Origin of the sequence: Streptomyces aurantiogriseus (assembly GCF_014649375.1) — a bacterium.
Taxonomy (GTDB): domain Bacteria; phylum Actinomycetota; class Actinomycetes; order Streptomycetales; family Streptomycetaceae; genus Streptomyces; species Streptomyces aurantiogriseus.
Window position 1 is genome coordinate 116,729 of sequence record NZ_BMSX01000008.1, and the last position, 18,038, is coordinate 134,766.

Genomic DNA, 18,038 nt, shown 5'->3' on the forward strand with positions numbered 1-18,038 from the left:
TGGGGCCATGGAGAAGGACGATCGGGCCTGGCAGCCGGGGCAACCCGGAGTTCTCGCGTTGCCGTCCGGGCGGCTGGTACGCGGGCGCGGCCTGCGCCGGCCCCTCGACCCGACGGCGCCCACGCCCTCGTACGGCCTCTATCTCCTCGGCTCCCCGCCCCCGCAGGTCGCCTGGGAGGCGCGCTGGATCCGCTGGCCGGACTTCCGGCTCCCCGCCGACAGGGCGGACGCCCGTGCGGCGCTCGTCGAGGCGTGGCGGCGGGCGGCCGACGACCGCGTGGAGGTCGCCTGCGGCGGCGGGCGCGGGCGTACGGGGACGGCGCTGGCGTGTCTGGCGGTGCTGGACGGCGTACCGGCCGGGGAGGCGGTCGCTTTCGTGCGCCGGCACTACGACCGGCACGCCGTGGAGACGCCCTGGCAGCGGGGCTACGTACGGAAGTTCACGCGCGAGGGCGCCGCGGACGTCACAGGCTGAGCGTCATGAGGAGGCGGTGGGCGCCCGGACCGAAGTAGTCCTGGCGGGGGCCGCCGGGGTCCGCGGTGAAGCCCAGCGACTGGTAGAGGGCGATGGCGGCGTGGTTGCGCGGCTCCACGGAGAGGGTGACGGAGTGGACGCCCTCCGCGCGTAGATGACCCAGGATCTGTGTCATCAGTTGCTTTCCGAGCCCTTGGCCCCGCAGGCCGGGAGCGATGCCGAGGCTGAGGATCCAGCTCTGCGCCGCGTTCGGCGGCGTCGACAGCACATAGCCGCCCAGTCCCTCGCCGTCGTCCAGCACGAACACGAAGTCCGGGAACGAGGCCAGCAGCTGGCGGAGCACGAAGTAGGGGTACGGGTCGGCCGGGAAGGCCTCCTCGTCGAGACGGACGATATGGGGGAGATCCTCCTCCGTGGCCGCTCTGATCCGTAAGCGCCTTACTCCGGACACCTGGCTCACTGTCGAACCGGCGACCGACGGAAAACGATCTCCGGGAAGAGGAGTCATACCGTCCCCTTGTGAAGGATCGACAAAGCAAATGGCACGTGCGGTGGCTCTCGTGCTGGCCCTTGTGCTGGCCCCTTGTACTGGCTCTTGCGCTGACTCTTGTGCGATATGCATACCTGATCGTCCATCATTGCCCGGTGCATCCACGCCTTCAAGACCTCCGCGTCCTGCTAGGCTGAACCAATGACCTCGGGACCGCGCGCCGCTGACCAAAAGCTGAATGACGAAGTGCTCTGGGACACCTTCGATCCCGACGAGTACATCAAGCGCAATTACCTCGAGATCCAGTCCGTGGACAGAGAGATCCTCACCCGCGTGCGCGATCACTTCCGTGATCATTTCGGCAAGGACGGCGGTCGCGTCGGTTCCGGTATCGACGTGGGTGCGGGGCCCAATCTCTATCCCGCCCTCGCCATGCTCCCCTGGTGCGACCGGATCACGCTCCTGGAGCGGTCCGAGAGCAACCTGCGCTACCTCAGGAGCCAGCTCTCCGGCTACGACGCCAACTGGGACCAGTTCTGGGAGGTCCTGAAGAGCGGTGACGACGACGAGGGCCAGGCGTATGCCGAGCTCGGCACGGACCCCAGAGTGCGTTTCAAGGAAGCGGTCCAGGAACCCGTCGCGGGCAGTCTCTTCGACCTCTGCAGCGGCGCGGAGCGCTGGGATCTCGGCACGATGTTCTTCGTCGCGGAATCCATCACCACCTCACTCGACGAATTCCGTCGGGGTGTGGGCTGTTTCATGAGCGCCCTGAATCCCGGCGCGCCCTTCGCTGCCGCGTTCATGGAGCATTCCGAGGGCTATCGCGTGGGCTCGCAGGAATTCCCCGCCCGTGATATCGACCGGGCCGAGGTGACATCCGCGCTCAAGGATTACGCGGAGGGTGTGAGCATCCACCGCATGGCGAATCCGAAGCAACTCGTGCGCGAGGGATACACGGGAATGATCCTGGCCTGCGGGCGACGGAAACACTGACCCGATCCGTTTCTTTTTCCGTGCTGACGGGCCTGTGCGAGGGGAATGGGCATGCAGATCAAGCCGAGACAGAATCTGCTCGAAGTATGGCAGGCCGTCGCCCGCCATTCCTTCGACGGCGGTGAATGGGACTGGGGCGAATGGGGCGGCCGCAGCAGCGTCGCCGACGCCGAGCGGTTGCTGTGCCTGCTCTACCCCGCCACCGAGATCACCGCGTTCCGTCTCGACGACCCCGACACCACGCAGCGGGACGTGGAAAGAGCGCTGAGGAGCGCGGGCGACTCCAGCGAGATTCCCGGCAACCTCGTCAAGGTCCTCAGTGAGTTCATGGAGCAGCACCGCGGCGAGGAGAGCCCCACCTTCTCCGGCGGCTACTACTTCGCCCCCGAGGACCCCCGGCAGGAACTCACCAAGGAACAGCGGGCCGTGGGGGTGGTCGACGCCTACTCCATGTCGGTCACCCTGTGCCTCGCCACCCTCGGCTTCCTCAAGGTCTACCGGGGCAAGACCCAGCGCGCGAGCACCCTCGCCCAGATCGACCGGCTCTGGGACGCCACCAGCGCCCGGCTGACCGCCGCCATGGTGAGCCTGCTGCGCTCCTTCACCGTCAACGTCGTCGACGTCTCCTCCGACCAGGGACAGGCCCTCACCCGCCTCCTCGGCCAGGGCCGGCTCTCCGAACGGCAGGTCCTCCAGCGCTTCCAGGAGCGCTTCAAGGCCCTGCGCGCCGTCATCAGCGAGAGCGTCACCCTCGGTCTCGACAGCGACATCACGGACGAACTGCGCAACGAGAACCGGCTGTTCGAGTGCGGCTGGGCCTGGAGCCTGGTGAAGGGCGCCCCCGAGGTCGAGGTGGAGCCGCAGACCGCCGAGGGCATCGGCAAACAGCCCGAGGGCGTCGCCCACCCCACGCCCTACCTGTACTTCACCGTCGTCGCCCTCGACGGCATCCCCGACCTGTTCTCCGAGCGCACCCTCGTCCTCGGTCTGCTCACCACCGAACAGCAGAAGCTGGCCGACGCGCTGCGGCTGCGCTGGGAGATCACCCAGCAGTACTGGTCGGCCATCGCCCGCTTCGGCGACGGCACCTGGCCGCTGGAGGAGATCCCCTGGCGCACCACCCTCCAGCAACTGGAGTCGCCGTACTTCTCCCTCTCCGTCGCCTCCATCCTCGTCCACGACCTGGTCCGCCGTCGGGCCACCGACGACGACCTCACCCGCACCGTCAAGGTCATGGAACGCCTCGCCGAACGCGGCCGGATCACCAGCGGCATGACCCGCGACGACCCCGCGATCGTCCTGCACAACCCCGGTGTCACCCTGCCCCTGCTGGGCAGCGACGCGCTGGGCCCCGCCATGAAGTGGACGATGACGGACTTCTCCGCGCAGCTGCTCAAGCGGACCATCCAACTGTGCTCGCTGTCGCGGAACATCGCCTCCCAGGACCGGCTGCTGCGGCTCGCCGAGGACATCCTCGACCATCTCTGGCAGCGCCGGGTCAGCGACGGCGAGGGCGTCGGCCTGTGGGACGACGTGCACGCCGTCTACCCCGAAGCCGAGGCCCGCAGCCAGGGTCCGTTGTCCTGGAGCATCACCGAGCGCGTCACCGAGTGCATGGTCGCCGCGCACGCCCTCTACGACCAGCCGCCGATCCGCAGCGCCGAACTCTCCCTGCTGGCCAGGGCGTTGCTCAGCGAGGCGGCCCACCTCTTCGGCAAGGAGCAGATGGAACAGCCCTCCGCCGCCCTCAAGAGCCCCCAGGGAGAACAGATCAAGAGCATCGAGGCGGACCTGCGCCGCGCCCGCCGCCTCGTCGACGAACAGCCCGGCACCGCCTACGCGTTGGCCCTCGGCGTCCTGACCCGGCTGGACTCCCTCGCCCGCGCCCGGGGTGACGCCGGGTCCCAGGGGGTGTGAGGCGTGCTCGTCTTCGCCGCCTCCGACAAGGGGGGCACCGGGCGCTCGGTCACCAGCGCCAACCTCGCGTACCACCGCGCGCTGGACGGGGACGACGTCTGCTACCTGGACTTCGACTTCGGCTCGCCCACCGCCGCCGCCGTGTTCGACCTGCCCGACGTCCTCTCCGAGGCCGAGGGCCGCGGCCTGCACTCGTATCTGAAGGGCAAGACCGGAGAGCCCCTGCGGGTCGACGTCTGGTCCCGCACCGAACACCCCCAACTGCGCAGCCGGCCCGGCGGATCCGGGCGACTGGTCCTGCTGCCCGGAGACCGCACCGGCGGCGAATTCGTCACCGACGACGAGAACCTGCACCGGTGTGTGGACCTCGTGCTGCGTCTGAAACGCGAATTCGACGTCATCATCGTCGACTTGAGCGCCGGACGCAGTTATGCGATGGACCTCGCGCTCGCCGCCACCTCACCGCGCGGCGGACTCGGCCGCCTGAAAACCCGTTGGCTCGTCTATCACCGCTGGACCCGCCAGCATGTGATGGCGGCCGCCGAACTCGTGTACGGCAAACAGGGAATCGTGCAGGCGGGTATCGCCATGGGCCACGAGGCCGACGCGCTTTCCGCCGCGATCCGCTTCGTACGGGCCGCCGTACCGAATCTCGAGTCGCCGCTGTGGTCGCAGGTGTCGCCCGCGCAGTACGCGTGGATGCGGCAGTGCGACACCCAACTCGAGGAAATCGCGGCCGGCCGCGGCATCGGCAAGACCCGGGTGCTGTCGTCCATTCCGCTGGAACCCGTCCTGCAGTGGCAGGAACGCCTCATCACCGACGAGGACGTGCACGACCGTCGCATCGCCAATGTGGAGACCTGGCAGAAGATGGGCGAACTCGCCCAGCGCCTGACCGACGACAAGTACTGGGGGCAGCTGTGAGCGGACCGGGAACCGTCTTCCGGGAGACCAGCGCCCAACCGGCCACCAAATCCGTGCCCTTCTCCCATCTCTCCCTGGAATTGGGCCACTTGTACATGGAGGACTTCGTCGAGGGCCCCGACCGGCTGCGCGGTCACTTCGCCGCCGTACGCCCCTGGGTGGACGCCGCCCGGGCCGGCGTCGGTTCGCTGCCGGCGGGCAAGCGGCCCAGGATCAGCACCTGCTTCCTGATCGACGACTACTTCAGCCGGCTGTCCACCCCCGCCGAGCTCATACCGCCCCTCCTGGCGGCGGCCGCCGAGGCCGGCCTCACGATCGACTACCTGGCCCGCGAGTCCGGCTGCGCCGTCTCCCAGCCGGGCCGGCGCGACCGGGCCGAACTCGCCGAGTCCGTCCTGCACCGGCTCGTGGAGTCGCCCCCGCCCGGCAGCAACGGCTTCCGCCCGCCCGTCAGCCGCACCGGCTGGCTCACCAACGGCCGGCGCGCCCCCAGCGGGCGCACCTCCGCCGCCCTGGACGCCACCGGCGCCGTCTGGGAACCGCCGAGCGAGACCGGCGCCCGCGGCCACTCCGTCTTCATGGACGTCGAACTGTGGAGCGGGCCCGAGGACGAGCGCACCTGGTCCTGCGCCTTCCTCGCCTCCGTCTGGCAGCTCGTCCGGCTCGGGCTGCTGCGGGACAACGGCGAACCGGTGCTGACCCCCGCCCCCTGGGACGCCAAGGAGTTCCCCGCCGAGTGGGACGCCCTGCCGCCCGTCGTGCGCCTCAACCCGCTGGCGGCGCCCTTCACCGCGTACGCCACCTGCAGCATCCTCCCGGCCCGGTTCCTGCCGGTCGAGCACGCCGTCCGTGTCATCCTCGACCAGGTCCATGTGGAGCCCGAGGCGTTACGGCAGGTCACCGTGCGCTCCCAGGGGGAGGGGATCACCGTCCCCGCGGCCGTCGTGGACCGCACCTCCTACGTGTTCCCGCCGGGGCTGTGACATGGGCGCCCCGGGGAAGACCACGGACGCCGTCCTCGCCTGCGGGGAGGTGCGCACCTGCCTGCTGCCCACCCGGGAAGCGGTGGACCAGCAGGTCGCCGAGCGGCTGCTGCGCCTGCGCGCCGACGAACCCGTCCGGGTCTCCAAGCGCCCCAACCGGTACGCCGTCTCCCCGGACGTCCTCACCGGCGTCGACTGCCGGCTCCCCACCGCCAACGGCTCCAAGGTCCGCGCGGTCGGCACGGTGACCTCCCGCGCGGCCCTCGTCGAGGGCCGGGTCCTCCAGGCCACCGCCTACTTCTCCGCCCCGGCCGGCGGTCCCGACCGGCGCCGGCCCTGGGGGTACTACCTGGTGCGGCCCGGCGTCCTGGTGCCGATCGGCAAGGTGTCCCCGAGGGCCGTGGCCGAAGGCTTCCTGACCCGCCATCACCAGGACGAGCTGGACGTCGGCTCCATCGCCGAAGGCCAACTGTCGAGGATCTCCCGCCTGCTGGCGGACTCCTTCGACCCGCCGCTCACCACCACCGACACCCGGGTCCGCTGGGCCGCGTCACCCGCCTCCGACGGCGACGAGCCGCCCCTGCGCTTCACGGTCGCCGAGGACGGCCTGCGCACCCTCGACCTCCGGCTGCCGCCCGGTACCGCACCGGCCGCGGCGGCCGCGCTGTGCGAGGACCTCGCCCTGCACGACTGGCTGCTGACCACCGTCGTCGACAAGCTCGACGGTCTCAGGCTCGGCTCCGCGGACGGCAAGGCCGCGCTGAAGGTCCTGCGCCCGCTCGTCGACCACCTGCTGCACCTCTGGCTGCCCAAGGCCCGCGTCGAGCGGCCCCTGGAGGCGCTGTGGGACGCGCTCGAGCAGGAGCCGGGGTTCAGCCGCCAGTGGGAGACCCAGGTGCGGCGCGTCCGCGACCAGCTGCTTCTGCAGGCCATCCTCACCCAGCGCGAGGCCCTCGGCGCCTCGCTGACGACGTCCTGAAGACATCCGCACAGATATCCGAGAAGACATCCGAGAAGACATCCGCACGACTTCTGTCCGCGCACGATCCCGACGGGGGGAGAAAGAGAGATGAGTGCACCGACGAACTCGTTCAGGGGCGGCCCGCAGCGGCGGCCCGACGGTGACAGCGCACGGCAGCTGACACTGAAACTGCTGGTCACCGTGGTGGTGGGTGGTGTGGTCTACGTCCTCACCAACGTCCTGCTGCCGAAGGAGGAGGGGCCCTGGCAGCTGGTGCTGTCGGTGCTGTGCGGCGGCACGGTGCTGATCGTGCAGTTCATGGCGTCGTTCGTGAACCAGCTGGGCGAGCTGAAGGACGTGGTCGAGAAGCGGTTCGCCGACATCGGCGAGGCCACCAAGCTCTTCAACGAGGTGGAGAAACTGCGCGGGGACGGGGTGCCCCGGCTCGCCGAACACGCCACCAAGGTGGTCTCCATGGGCCCCGACATCCTGCACGAGTTCGCGCACGAGGAGATCAACCGCCTCGCCGGACAGATGGAGAAGCTGACCAACCTCAGCGCCGAGTGCCCCGGCGAGAACCACGACTGGCTCATCAACCTCACCAAGGGCACCAGAAGCAGCATCGACGCCGTCAGCACCAGCGTCGTCGACGACGGCTTCTGGACCAGTGAACCGGCGGGCCGCTATCTCACCGCGCAGGGCCAGGCGATCGAACAACACGTCACGATCAGGCGCGTGTTCATCATGAAGGACGGCCAGGACCAGCGTTCCCTCGACGCCCTCGCCGCGATCTGCAAGGAGCAGAGCGAGATGGGCATCCAGGTCCGCGTGGTCTCCCAGGAGAAGATCGCCCGCCGCCTCGGCCGCGGCACGATGATCGACTTCATCGTCTTCGACAGGGCCATGTCGTACGAGATCAAGGCGGACCAGCTGGAGGGCATCGCGTCGACCACGGTGAACGCCCGCCCGGACGAGGTGCAGACGCTGATCCGGCGGTTCAACGTGATCTGGGAGGCCTCCAGGGACCCCGCCACCGAACCCTCCCTGAACGGCTCGCCGAACGGTGTGCCCGACGGCGTTCCCGTCCTCACCAACGGGACCGACCCGGACGGCGCGTGACGCCCCCGGGCCGGTCCCCCCGGACGTCCCTCAGCCGAGCGTCGCCGCCAGCAGCCCGGCCGTCTCGACGATCAGGTCGTGGTCGTAGGCCGCGTCCCGGTCCGGCTTGGTGAGCTGGACCACCAGCACGACCGGGGCGCCGTCAGGCGTCCAGGCGATTCCGGCGTCGTTGTTCGCGCCGTACCAGCCGCCGCCGGTCTTGTCGGCGAGCGTCCACGTAGGGGGCAGCCCCTTCCGGAAGCGGTTGACGCTCGTCTGGTTGGCGAGCATCCAGTCCGTCAGCCGCCGCCGGTCGCCGGCCTCCAGCGCGCCGCCGAGCACCAGCCGGGCGTAGGACCGGCCGATCGCGTACGGGCTCGTGGTGTCCGTCACCCGCCCCGGCTCGGCCGAGTTCAGCTCCGGCTCCCAGCGGTCGAGACGGGTGACCGGGTCGCCGATCGAGCGGGCGAAGCGGGTGATCGCGGCCGGGCCGCCCAGCTCGCGCAGCAGCAGGTTCCCGGCCGTGTTGTCGCTGCGGCAGATGGCCGCCTCGGACAGCTCGGCGACCGTCATGCCGTCCGCCACGTGCTCCTTGGTGACGGGGGAGTTCTCCACCACGTCGTCGGCCGAGTAGTGGATGCGGCGGGCCAGCACCTCGCCGTCGCGGTCCAGGTCGCGCAGGACGGCGGCGACCGCGAGGACCTTGAACAGCGAGCAGACCGGGAAGCGTTCGCCGGCCCGGTAGCGCACGGAGCGCCTGGTACGGACGTTGTGCGCGAAGACGCCGAGGCGGGCGCCGTGCTGCTCCTCCAGCGTGCGCAGACGTGCGGTGACGTCGTCCTCGGCGGCGTGCGCGGAGCCGCTCGCGAACCCGGTCAGCAGGGTGGCCGCGGTGGCGGTGCCGGCGGTGAGGAGGGTGCGGCGATGCGTCGAGCGTAAGATCGTTCTCTCCGTTCGTCGGATGCGGTCAGGAGGCCTCGGCGGTCTCTCGGGCCTCTTCCGTCACGGACGTCTCCCGACGCTGCACGGTTGCCGGCAGCAACGGCGTCGCCGGCCGTACCGCCCCCGCGAGGACGAGGACGAGGGCGGTGCGCGGGCCGGTGAGGCCGGCCAGGACGCCCCACGGGGCGGTCAGCGCACCCCAGCTCGACCGCCATGAGGCAGGTACTGCCAGGGCGCGAAGCCGCGGGGAAGTTCCCTGAAGGAGACCCCGGAAGTCTTACTGCCGACGACGGTCGGGCGCCATGCTCATGGGTCGTGTTCACCCGGGGGAGGGGCTGCGCCCGTCCCTCGTAGGCGAGAATGGGTGGCATGAGTCTGTTCCGCGACGACGGCATCGTGCTGCGCACCCAGAAGCTGGGTGAGGCGGACCGGATCATCACGCTGCTCACCCGAGGACACGGCCGGGTACGGGCCGTCGCCCGTGGCGTGCGGCGGACCAAGTCGAAGTTCGGTGCCCGGCTGGAACCCTTCTCCCACGTCGACGTGCAGTTCTTCGCGCGGGGGAGCGAGCTGGTCGGGCGTGGGCTGCCGCTGTGCACGCAGAGCGAGACCATCGCGCCGTACGGCGGCGGGATCGTCAGCGACTACGCCCGCTACACCGCGGGCACGGCCATGCTGGAGACCGCCGAGCGGTTCACCGACCACGAGGGCGAGCCGGCGGTGCAGCAGTACCTGCTGCTGGTCGGGGCGCTCAGGACCCTCGCCCGCGGCGAGCACGCGCCCCACCTCGTCCTCGACGCCTTCCTGCTGCGCTCCCTCGCCGTCAACGGGTACGCCCCCAGCTTCAGCGACTGCGCGAAGTGCGGCATGCCCGGGCCGAACCGGTTCTTCTCGGTGGCCTCCGGCGGCTCCGTCTGCGCCGACTGCCGGGTTCCCGGCAGCGTCGTACCCTCCCCGCAGACCCTGGAACTCCTCGGCGCGCTGCTCACGGGAGACTGGGAGACCGCGGACGCGTGCGAGGCGCGGTACGTGCGGGAGGGCAGCGGGCTGGTGTCCGCCTACCTGCACTGGCATCTGGAGCGCGGCCTGCGCTCCCTCCGATACGTCGAGAAGTAAGACGCCGAGAAGCAAGACATCGCCAAGCAAGACACCGCCAAGCAAGACATCGCCGAGCGAGACATCGCGAGGCAAGGCATCGCGAAGCAAGAAGGAGACGAGAGGCACATGGTCGTACGCGGGTTCCTGGGGCGGCAGCGTCGGGAGTACAAGGCACCGGAGCCGCACCCCTCCGGCGCCCGCGCGCCGAAGCTCCCCGGCGAACTGGTCCCCGACCACGTCGCGATCGTCATGGACGGCAACGGCCGCTGGGCCAAGGAGCGCGGACTGCCCCGCACCGAGGGACACAAGGTCGGCGCCGAGCGCGTCCTCGACGTGCTCCAGGGCGCCGTCGAGATCGGTGTGCGGAACATCTCCCTGTACGCCTTCTCCACCGAGAACTGGAAGCGCTCGCCCGACGAGGTGCGCTTCCTGATGAACTTCAACCGCGACTTCATCCGCAAGACCCGCGACCAGCTCGACGAGCTGGGCATCCGGGTGCGCTGGGTGGGCCGTATGCCCAAGCTGTGGAAGTCGGTCGCCAAGGAGCTCCAGATCGCCCAGGAGCAGACCAAGGACAACGACCGGCTGACCCTGTACTTCTGCATGAACTACGGCGGCCGCGCGGAGATCGCCGACGCGGCGCAGGCCCTCGCCGAGGACGTCAAGGCCGGTCGCCTCGACCCGTCCAAGGTCACCGAGAAGACCCTGCAGAAGTACCTGTACTACCCGGACATGCCGGACGTGGACCTGTTCCTGCGGCCGAGCGGCGAGCAGCGCACGTCCAACTACCTGATCTGGCAGAGCGCCTACGCCGAGATGGTCTTCCAGGACGTTCTGTGGCCGGACTTCGACCGGCGCGACCTGTGGCGGGCGTGCGTGGAGTTCGCTTCGCGGGACCGGAGGTTCGGCGGGGCGATCCCCAACGAGGAGTTGCTGGCGATGGAGGGCAAGCAGGAGTGACCCGGACCGTCTGGGGGCTGCCGCCCCCGGACGCCCGGCGCAGCTAGGCCGAGGCCGCCGCGCAGTCGGCACAGGTACCGAAGATCTCCACCGTGTGCGCCACGTTCACGAAGCCGTGCTCGGCGGCGATCGCCTCGGCCCACTTCTCCACCGCCGGGCCCTCGACCTCGACCGCCTTGCCGCAGCTGCGGCAGACGAGGTGGTGGTGGTGTTCGCCGGTGGAGCAGCGGCGGTAGACGGACTCGCCGTCGGAGGTGCGCAGGACGTCGACCTCGCCGGCGTCGGCGAGGGACTGGAGCGTGCGGTAGACCGTGGTCAGTCCGACGGAGTCGCCCTTGTGCTTCAGCATGTCGTGGAGCTCCTGCGCGCTGCGGAACTCGTCGACCTCGTCGAGCGCCGCCGCCACGGCGGCACGCTGCCGGGTGGCGCGGCCCTTCACGGGCGATCCAGCGGACGTCACCGTTGCCTCCTCACGTCTGCGCGTTGCCGGGCCATTGTGCCAGCCCGGACTGTGCGCGGTCAGACGTCGACCCCGTGGTCGGCCGCGCGGGTGGCCGGAATCGCACACTCCGCGGGATCCCCGGCGGGCTGTGCCGCGGCGAGCGCGCGGGCGCGCCGCCGGGCCAGCGGGGCCGCCAGCGCGGTCAGCGCGATGAACGCGGCGATGGTCAGCAGCACGATCGTCGCACCGGGCGGGACGTCCTGGTAGTACGAGGTCACCGTGCCGCCGATGGTCACGGTGATGCCGATGGCCACCGCGATCGCGAAGGTCGCCGCGAAGCTGCGGCTGAGCTGCTGGGCCGCCGCGACGGGGACGACCATGAGGGCCGAGACGAGCAGCAGGCCGACCACCCGCATCGCGACCGTCACCGTGACCGCCGCGGTGACCGCCGTCAGCAGGTTCAGGGCACGCACCGGCAGGCCGGTCACGCGCGCGAACTCCTCGTCCTGGCTGACCGCGAACAGCTGGCGCCGCAGACCCAGGGTGACCAGCACCACGAAGGCCGCCAGGACGCAGATCGCCGTCACGTCCGACTCCGACACCGTCGACAGCGAGCCGAACAGGTACGAGTTCAGGTTGGCGTTGGAGCCCGTCGGCGCGAGGTTGATGAACATCACGCCGCCGGCCATGCCGCCGTAGAAGAGCATCGCGAGGGCGATGTCGCCGCGGGTGCGGCCGTACCAGCGGATCAGTTCCATGAGGACCGCGCCGAGGACCGAGACGGCCGTGGCCATCCACACGGGGGACCAGGACAGCAGGAAGCCGAGGCCGACGCCGGTCATCGCGACGTGGCCGATGCCGTCGCCCATGAGGGCCTGGCGGCGCTGGACGAGGTAGATGCCGACGGCGGGGGCGGTGATGCCGACCAGGACGGCGGCGAGCAGGGCCCGCTGCATGAAGGCGTAGTCGAGGAAGTCCATCAGCTCAGCAGTCCCGTGCGGATCGGTTCGGCGCCCGCCGGTGCGTGCGGGTGTACGTGGTCGTGGCCGGGCAGCGCGTGCTGGCCGACCGCGTGCGGGGGCGGGCCGTCGTGCGTCACGCAGCCGTCGCGGAGGACGACCGCCCGGTCGATCAGGGGCTCCAGCGGGCCCAGTTCGTGCAGGACGAGCAGGACCGTGGCGCCCAGGGCCACCTGCTCGCGCAGGGTCCGGGCGAGGACCTCCTGGCTGGCCAGGTCGACGCCCGCCATCGGCTCGTCCATGATCAGCAGCTCGGGTTCGGCGGCGAGGGCGCGGGCGATGAGCACGCGCTGGTGCTGACCGCCGGAGAGGGCGTTCACGGAGTCCTTGGCGCGGTCGGCCATGCCGACGAGCTCCAGCGCGTGTCGTACGGCCTCGTGGTCGGCCTTGCGGAGGATGCCGAAGCGGGTCCGGGACAGGCGTCCGGAGGAGACGATCTCGGTGACGGTCGCGGGGACGCCGCCGGACGCGGTGGTGCGCTGCGGGACGTAGCCCACGCGCCGCCAGTCCCTGAAGCGCCGCCGGTCGGTGCCGAACAGTTCGATCCGCCCGTCGGTGACCGGCACCTGCCCGATGACACTGCGCACGGCCGTCGACTTGCCGGAGCCGTTCGCGCCGAGCAGGGCGACGACCTCACCGCGGTGCACGGTGAGGTCGATGCCGCGCAGGACCGGGCGCGAGCCGAGCTCGGCGCGGACGCCGCGCAGGGAGATGACGGGCTCGCCCTTGGTGTCCATGACGCCCTCCGTAACGATCACTTGGTTCCCAGGGCCGTCTGCAGCGCCTTGAGGTTGGCCTCCTGGACCGCGAAGTAGTCCTTGCCGCGGGACTTGTCGGTGATGCCCTCGATCGGGTCGAGGACGTCCGTCTTCAGCCCGGAGTCCTTGGCGATGGTCTTCGCGGTCTTGTCGCTGACGAGCGTCTCGTAGAACACGGTCGTGACACCGTCGGCCTTGGCCATCTTCTCAAGTTCCTTGACGCGCGCGGCACTCGGCTCCGACTCGGGGTCGAGGCCGCTGATGGCCTCCTCGGTCAGGCCGTAGCGCTCGGCGAGGTAGCCGAAGGCGGCGTGGGTGGTGATGAAGACCTTGGTCCTGGTGTTCGCCAGGCCTGTTTTGAACTGCGTGTTCAGGGCGTCGAGCTTGGCGACCAGGTCCGCGGTGTTCTTCTTGTAGTCGGCCGCGTGGTCCGGGTCGGCCTTCTCGAAGGCCTTGCCGACGCCCTCGGCGACCTCGGCGTACTTGACCGGGTCCAGCCAGATGTGGGGGTCCTTGCCGCCCTCTTCCTCGTGGTCGTGCCCGTCGTCGTGCTCGGCCGCGTGGCCGCCGACCTCGCTGCCGTGCTCCTCCAGCGTGGTGAGCTGCGCGGCGTCGATCTTCGTCTTGACCTCGGACTGGGCCACGGTGTCGTCGACGGAGGGCTGGAGGTTCTTGAGGTACAGGACCGCGTCGGACTTCTCGACCTGCACGCGCTGCTGGGCGCTGAGCTCCAGGTCGTGCGGCTCCTGGCCGGGCTGGGTGAGACTGGTGACGTTCACGTGGTCCCCGCCTATCCGCTCGGCGAGGAAGGCCATCGGGTAGAACGACGCGACGACGTCGAACTTGTCCGTGTTGCCGGCGGCGGCGCTCTCGCCGGAGCAGGCCGAGAGGGTGGCGAGGCCGAGTGCGGTGGCCGCCGCGACCGCGGTGCCCGGTATGAGTCGTCGTACGTTCATGACAGTCATTTTCAACAAATATGGAAACCGTTGTCAACAAACCTCCTGAGTGGCCGTAGCGGCCCACCGATTTGGTTGAGGGGGAGCCCCCGCCGGTACCCTGAATCATTCGCTGGAAGCAATCTCGCTTCGTCGCCCGTCGTCGTAATGAAGAGAGCACCGTGGCCGCCGACAAGATCGACACCATCGTCAGCCTGAGCAAGCGCCGTGGCTTCGTATTCCCCTGTAGTGAGATCTACGGCGGTCAGAAGGCCGCATGGGACTACGGACCGCTGGGTGTCGAGCTCAAGGAGAACCTGAAGCGCCAGTGGTGGCGCTACATGGTGACGTCGCGCGAGGACGTGGTCGGTATCGACTCGTCCGTCATCCTGGCCCCCGAGGTCTGGGTCGCCTCCGGTCACGTCGCCACCTTCACCGACCCGCTGACCGAGTGCACCTCCTGCCACAAGCGGTTCCGCGCGGACCACCTGGAGGAGGCCTACGAGGCCAAGCACAACCGTCTCCCGGAGAACGGCCTCGCGGACGTCAACTGCCCCAACTGCGGCAACAAGGGCCAGTTCACCGAGCCCAAGCAGTTCTCGGGCCTCCTCTCCACCCACCTCGGCCCGACGCAGGACTCCGGCTCCATCGCCTACCTGCGCCCCGAGACCGCCCAGGGCATCTTCACCAACTTCGCCCAGGTGCAGGTCGCTTCGCGCAAGAAGCCGCCGTTCGGTATCGCCCAGATGGGCAAGTCCTTCCGCAACGAGATCACGCCCGGCAACTTCATCTTCCGCACCCGCGAGTTCGAGCAGATGGAGATGGAGTTCTTCGTCAAGCCGGGCGAGGACGAGAAGTGGCAGGAGTACTGGATGGAGCAGCGCTGGAACTGGTACACCGGTCTCGGCCTGCGTGAAGAGAACATGCGGTGGTACGAGCACCCGAAGGAGAAGCTCTCCCACTACTCCAAGCGCACCGCCGACATCGAGTACCGCTTCCAGTTCGGCGGCAACGAGTGGGGTGAGCTGGAGGGCGTCGCCAACCGCACCGACTACGACCTCTCCGCGCACTCCAAGGCCTCCGGCCAGGACCTCATCTACTACGACCAGGAGGCCCAGGAGCGCTGGACGCCGTACGTCATCGAGCCGGCGGCCGGTGTCGGCCGGGCGATGCTCGCGTTCCTGCTCGACGCGTACGTCGAGGACGAGGCGCCCAACGCCAAGGGCAAGCTGGAGAAGCGCACGGTGCTGCGCCTCGACCACCGTCTCGCGCCGGTGAAGGCCGCGGTGCTTCCGCTGTCCCGCAACCCCGAGCTGTCCCCGAAGGCCAAGGGCCTCGCCCAGGCCCTGCGGCAGCACTGGAACATCGAGTTCGACGACGCCGGCGCCATCGGCCGCCGCTACCGCCGCCAGGACGAGATCGGTACGCCGTACTGCGTGACGGTCGACTTCGACACGCTCGAGGACAACGCGGTGACGGTGCGTGAGCGTGACTCGATGAAGCAGGAACGTGTGTCGCTGGACCAGATCGAGGGGTACCTGGCCGGGCGTCTTATCGGCTGCTAGGTGGTTGTGGCGGGTCAGCGTCTGCCTGGCTCGTGTTGTTGCCGGCTGCGGGTTCGTCGTGGCTGGTCGCGCAGTTCCCCGCGCCCTTGAGGGCGTCGGGGAACTCGGCGTTTTACAGGTCCAGGTCCGCGTACAGCGCCGCGTGGTCCGACGCCTGTGTCGCCTTCGAGGTCACCGTCGGGAACGACTTGAAGGTCCGGGGGGCCCAGATGCCCCGTCGCTCCACCTCGACGTGTTCGACGCGGTCCCACAGCGTCGGCGAGAACATGAGGTAGTCGAGCTTGTCGTCGTCGCCCGTGCCGGGGCCGTGGGTGCCGGGGTCGCCCGTGTAGCTCGGGTGGGTCATCGCTTCCTCGAGGCCGGCGTCGAGCAGGGTCCTGACCGGCGGGCTGTCCAGGAAGTCGTTGAGGTCGCCGGCGACGATGACGTGGTCCGACCGCTGGAGAGCGGCCTGGTAGATCTCCCGGACGCGCTCGGCCTGGCGTACGCGCAGTCCTTCGCCGCCGCCCCGCTTGCTCTTGAAGTGGTTGCCCAGGATCCACAGGGGCGTGCCGTTGATGGCTGTCTCGAACTCGGGGCAGTCCCTGCTGAAGAGCCGCCGGCCGCCCTGCCCGGGGTCGAAGACGTGCGACCGCACCGAGGTGATCGGGTGGCGGCTGAGGATCCCCACGTCGATGCCGCGGGGGTCGTTGCCGTCGATCAGCAGGTTGAAGGCGTACGGCTGGTGGCCCAGTGTCTCGCCGAGGACGTTGTCGTTGAAGCGCTCCAGGGTGAGGCGGTCCTCGGCCTCCACCATGAGCAGGACGTCGGCGTTGACCTCGGCGACCACGCGGGCGGTGTTCTGCACGGCCGTCCAGCTGAGGTCGCCGCGGACGAACTCGGCCCAGCCGGGCCAGTCGCCGCGGCCGTCGGCCACGATCGTGATGGTGGGGTTCGCCACGGGCCCGCTCGCCGTGAAGAGCTTGGCGCCCGACCCTTTGAGCTCGTTGATGAAGAACGGCCGGGGGCTGTCCTTCTCCCCGTTGTGGACCTGGTGGTCCTTGATGATCTCGGCGATCCGCTGCTTGTCCGCCGGCTCGTAGGTGTCCTTCTCGAGGAGGGAGGCCAGCTCGTTGAAGTCGCTGAGGATCTTGTCCCGCTTGGCGTCGTCCTCGAGGGCGAAGGCCTTGGGGCGGCGGAAGAGGTTCTCCGCGTTGAAGGTGCCGATACGGATGGTCATGACGCGCCTCCCACGGCGGCGCAGACGGCCGCGGGGCCGGCGGCAGGCGCCGCCGAGGTGACTGCACGCCGACATCTCTCATTGTCCTCGGGGTCATCGCCCCGTCGACCGGACGGATGACAGCCGGCAGATGACGGACAACAGATGGCGCATAACAGATGACAGCTTACGGATGACGGATGACAGATATTGAAATCTGTCATCCGTCATGTCATGGTGGAGGCATGACGACGACACGAACCCGTTCCCTCGGAACCACCGGCCCCCAGGTCTCCGCCCTCGGCCTCGGCTGCATGGGTATGTCCGCGCTGTACGGCGCCGCGGACCGGGCCGAGTCCATCGCCACCCTCCACGCCGCCCTGGAGGCCGGCGTGACCCTGCTGGACACCGGCGACTTCTACGGCATGGGCCACAATGAGCTGCTGATCGGCGAGGCCCTGCGCACCGCCCCCGCGGCCCATCGCGAACAGGCCCTGGTCAGCGTGAAGTTCGGCGCTCTGCGCGCACCGGACGGCACCTGGAGCGGCTACGACGGCCGGCCCGCCGCCGTGAAGAACTTCGCCGCCTACTCCCTCCAGCGCCTGGGCACCGACCACATCGACGTGTACCGCATCGCCCGCCTCGACTCGGACGTCCCGATCGAGGAGACGGTCGGCGCCATCGCCGAACTGGTCGAGCAGGGATACGTCCGGCACATCGGCCTCAGCGAGGTCGGCGCCGAGACGATCCGCAGGGCCGCCGCGACCGCGCCGATCGCGGACCTGCAGATCGAGTACTCGCTGATCTCCCGCGGCATCGAGGAGCAGATCCTGCCGACGACGCGTGAACTGGGCATCGGCATCACGGCGTACGGCGTCCTCTCCCGCGGTCTCATCTCAGGTCACTTCACCCGTGACCGGCAACTCGCCGCGAACGACTTCCGCGCGCACTCGCCCCGCTTCCAGGGCGAGAACCTCCGGCGCAACCTGGATCTCGTCGAGGCGCTGCGCAAGGTCGCCGAGCAGAAGGGCGTCACGGTCGCGCAGGCCGCGATCGCCTGGGTGCTCTCGCAGGGCGAGGACATCGTGCCGCTGATCGGCGCCCGCACCCGGGAGCGGCTGACGGAGTCGCTCGGCGCGCTGGACGTCACGCTGGACGCGTCCGACCTCGCCGCGATCGAGGACGCCGTACCGGCGGACGCGGCGGCGGGTGAGCGCTACGCGGCCGCGCAGATGGCACACCTGGACAGCGAACGCTGATCGCGGCGCCGGGTACCGTCT

At 69.7% G+C, this 18,038-nt stretch carries 18 protein-coding genes; 11 read left to right on the top strand and 7 right to left on the bottom strand.

Annotated elements, in window-relative coordinates; genetic code table 11:
* Window positions 1–7 precede the first annotated feature (7 nt).
* Window positions 8–475, top strand: coding sequence for a phosphatase domain-containing protein (locus tag IE263_RS18740; protein WP_189937874.1), 468 nt, complete (start codon window positions 8–10; stop codon window positions 473–475).
* Here IE263_RS18740 and IE263_RS18745 read toward each other — a convergent pair.
* A complete protein-coding gene (locus IE263_RS18745) occupies window positions 465–926 on the bottom strand; it encodes a GNAT family N-acetyltransferase (RefSeq protein ID WP_229911048.1) in 462 nt (153 codons plus the stop codon). The genes IE263_RS18740 and IE263_RS18745 overlap by 11 nt on opposite strands.
* A gap of 240 nt (window positions 927–1,166) precedes the next feature.
* Between IE263_RS18745 and IE263_RS18750 the strand changes: the two genes are divergently transcribed.
* From IE263_RS18750 to IE263_RS18775, 6 genes are all read left to right on the top strand, one after another.
* The gene (locus IE263_RS18750; protein ID WP_189937876.1) at window positions 1,167–1,958 is read left to right on the top strand and encodes an SCO2525 family SAM-dependent methyltransferase; all 792 of its coding nucleotides are present in this window, start codon (window positions 1,167–1,169) and stop codon (window positions 1,956–1,958) included.
* Window positions 1,959–2,009: 51 nt separating this feature from the next.
* Window positions 2,010–3,875: an SCO2524 family protein gene (locus tag IE263_RS18755; RefSeq protein WP_189937877.1), complete on the top strand. Its 1,866-nt coding sequence runs from the start codon at window positions 2,010–2,012 to the stop codon at window positions 3,873–3,875.
* A 3-nt stretch (window positions 3,876–3,878) separates the two neighbouring features.
* Window positions 3,879–4,799: an SCO2523 family variant P-loop protein gene (locus IE263_RS18760; protein ID WP_189937878.1), complete on the top strand. Its 921-nt coding sequence runs from the start codon at window positions 3,879–3,881 to the stop codon at window positions 4,797–4,799.
* The gene (locus IE263_RS18765) at window positions 4,796–5,782 is read left to right on the top strand and encodes an SCO2522 family protein (protein ID WP_189937879.1); all 987 of its coding nucleotides are present in this window, start codon (window positions 4,796–4,798) and stop codon (window positions 5,780–5,782) included. Before IE263_RS18760 ends, IE263_RS18765 begins: the two co-directional genes overlap by 4 nt.
* Window position 5,783: 1 nt before the next feature.
* Complete coding sequence (locus tag IE263_RS18770) at window positions 5,784–6,761, top strand: SCO2521 family protein (RefSeq protein ID WP_189937880.1); 978 nt, start codon at window positions 5,784–5,786, stop codon at window positions 6,759–6,761.
* A 90-nt stretch (window positions 6,762–6,851) separates the two neighbouring features.
* Window positions 6,852–7,862 carry a hypothetical protein gene (locus IE263_RS18775; RefSeq protein WP_189937881.1) on the top strand — a complete coding sequence of 337 codons (1,011 nt, stop codon included), beginning with the start codon at window positions 6,852–6,854 and terminating at the stop codon, window positions 7,860–7,862.
* A gap of 30 nt (window positions 7,863–7,892) precedes the next feature.
* Here the strand turns inward: IE263_RS18775 and bla are convergent, their stop codons facing one another.
* Window positions 7,893–8,804 (bottom strand): class A beta-lactamase, encoded by a 912-nt coding sequence (gene bla, locus IE263_RS18780; RefSeq protein WP_189938316.1) that lies wholly within the window; start codon window positions 8,802–8,804, stop codon window positions 7,893–7,895.
* A 348-nt stretch (window positions 8,805–9,152) separates the two neighbouring features.
* Here bla and recO point away from each other — a divergent pair, with 348 nt between their 5' ends.
* A complete protein-coding gene (recO, locus tag IE263_RS18785) occupies window positions 9,153–9,899 on the top strand; it encodes a DNA repair protein RecO (protein ID WP_189937884.1) in 747 nt (248 codons plus the stop codon).
* A gap of 108 nt (window positions 9,900–10,007) precedes the next feature.
* Window positions 10,008–10,841: an isoprenyl transferase gene (locus tag IE263_RS18790; RefSeq protein ID WP_189937887.1), complete on the top strand. Its 834-nt coding sequence runs from the start codon at window positions 10,008–10,010 to the stop codon at window positions 10,839–10,841.
* 43 nt (window positions 10,842–10,884) lie between these two features.
* Here IE263_RS18790 and IE263_RS18795 read toward each other — a convergent pair whose 3' ends face one another.
* From IE263_RS18795 to IE263_RS18810, 4 genes are read right to left on the bottom strand one after another with little or no spacing between them, the layout of a single operon-like run.
* Window positions 10,885–11,301 carry a Fur family transcriptional regulator gene (locus IE263_RS18795; RefSeq protein ID WP_189937889.1) on the bottom strand — a complete coding sequence of 139 codons (417 nt, stop codon included), beginning with the start codon at window positions 11,299–11,301 and terminating at the stop codon, window positions 10,885–10,887.
* 59 nt (window positions 11,302–11,360) lie between these two features.
* A complete protein-coding gene (locus IE263_RS18800) occupies window positions 11,361–12,263 on the bottom strand; it encodes a metal ABC transporter permease (RefSeq protein ID WP_189937891.1) in 903 nt (300 codons plus the stop codon).
* Window positions 12,263–13,039, bottom strand: a complete 777-nt coding sequence (locus IE263_RS18805; RefSeq protein ID WP_189937893.1) for a metal ABC transporter ATP-binding protein — start codon at window positions 13,037–13,039, stop codon at window positions 12,263–12,265. Before IE263_RS18805 ends, IE263_RS18800 begins: the two co-directional genes overlap by 1 nt.
* Window positions 13,040–13,056: 17 nt before the next feature.
* On the bottom strand, window positions 13,057–14,016 hold the full coding sequence (locus IE263_RS18810; protein WP_189937895.1) for a metal ABC transporter substrate-binding protein: 960 nt from the start codon (window positions 14,014–14,016) through the stop codon (window positions 13,057–13,059).
* Window positions 14,017–14,177: 161 nt separating this feature from the next.
* Here IE263_RS18810 and IE263_RS18815 point away from each other — a divergent pair, with 161 nt between their 5' ends.
* Window positions 14,178–15,560 (top strand): glycine--tRNA ligase, encoded by a 1,383-nt coding sequence (locus IE263_RS18815; protein ID WP_189937897.1) that lies wholly within the window; start codon window positions 14,178–14,180, stop codon window positions 15,558–15,560.
* 112 nt (window positions 15,561–15,672) lie between these two features.
* Here the strand turns inward: IE263_RS18815 and IE263_RS18820 are convergent, their stop codons facing one another.
* Window positions 15,673–16,779 (bottom strand): endonuclease/exonuclease/phosphatase family protein, encoded by a 1,107-nt coding sequence (locus IE263_RS18820; RefSeq protein ID WP_189937899.1) that lies wholly within the window; start codon window positions 16,777–16,779, stop codon window positions 15,673–15,675.
* Between the two features lie 224 nt (window positions 16,780–17,003).
* Between IE263_RS18820 and IE263_RS18825 the strand changes: the two genes are divergently transcribed.
* Window positions 17,004–18,017, top strand: a complete 1,014-nt coding sequence (locus IE263_RS18825) for an aldo/keto reductase (RefSeq protein WP_189937901.1) — start codon at window positions 17,004–17,006, stop codon at window positions 18,015–18,017.
* The last annotated feature ends 21 nt before the right edge of the window (window positions 18,018–18,038 follow it).